Source organism: Myxococcus llanfairpwllgwyngyllgogerychwyrndrobwllllantysiliogogogochensis (assembly GCF_006636215.1).
Classification (GTDB): Bacteria; Myxococcota; Myxococcia; order Myxococcales; family Myxococcaceae; genus Myxococcus; species Myxococcus llanfairpwllgwyngyllgogerychwyrndrobwllllantysiliogogogochensis.
This window is the reverse complement of record NZ_VIFM01000565.1, coordinates 1-877: the sequence shown is the minus strand read 5'-3', so window position 1 is coordinate 877 and position 877 is coordinate 1. Positions and strand designations below refer to the sequence as shown.

The 877-nt window shown below is 64.0% G+C and carries 1 protein-coding gene; it reads left to right on the top strand.

Annotated elements, in window-relative coordinates:
- Positions 1–64: 64 nt before the first annotated feature.
- A protein-coding gene (locus FJV41_RS49335) for an IS5 family transposase (RefSeq protein WP_141649534.1) occupies positions 65–867 on the top strand; the annotation gives its coding sequence in 2 pieces (ribosomal slippage) (positions 65–410 and positions 410–867; 804 coding nt in all).
- Positions 868–877 lie beyond the last annotated feature (10 nt).

Below are 877 nucleotides of genomic sequence, written 5' to 3'. Positions count from 1 at the left end.
AGAGGACCTAACAAAAGTCAGGGCTGGGGTGGCCACGAACGAAGGGCATCCCCAGCTTGAGTGCATGGTCCGCGAACTCGTTCCCGACGCCTTCTGGCAGCGTGTGGCGCCGCTGCTGCCCCGGCCACGACCCAAGAAGAAGCTGGGCCGCCCCCGAGCAGATGACCGAGCGGCGCTGGAGGCGATTGTCTTCGTGCTGAGGAGCGGCATTCCTTGGGAGATGCTTCCTCGCAAGCAGTTCGGCCTGTCGGGCATGACCGCTTGGCGCCGGTTGGAGGAATGGACCGAGGCCGGCGTCTGGGAAAAGCTCCAACACCAACTGCTGGATGAGCTGGGACTGCGAGGCAGGGTGGACCTCTCCCGCGCCAGCATCGACTCGTCGTCCGTCCGGGCATCAAAAAGGGGGCCCTCACGGGCCCAAATCCGACGGACCGAGCGAAGGCGGGTAGCAAGCATCATCTTCTCGTAGAGGCTCATGGACTGCCGCTCACCGAGTCGCTGACGGCGGCGAACGTGCACGACACCCACGAACTCTTTCCCCTCGTGGACTCCATACCTCCGGTGAGGATGCCTTCAGGGCAACGCTGCTTCCGCCCCAGGAAGGTCCACGGAGATAAGGCCTACGCCTCGAAGAAGAACCGGCGCGGGCTTCGAAAGCGCGGCATCGCACCACGAATCGCGCGACCAGGTGTCGAGTCCAAGGAGCGCCTGGGACGTCACCGTTGGGTAGCGGAGCGCACACTGGCGTGGAAGAATCAGCTTCGTCGGCTCCGTGTCCGTGACGAGCGCAGGGACGACGTCCACTTCGGCTTCCTCGTCCTCGGCTGCTGCGTCATGCTCTTCCGCAGCCTCTATCCTCACATTTGATAGAGGCTCT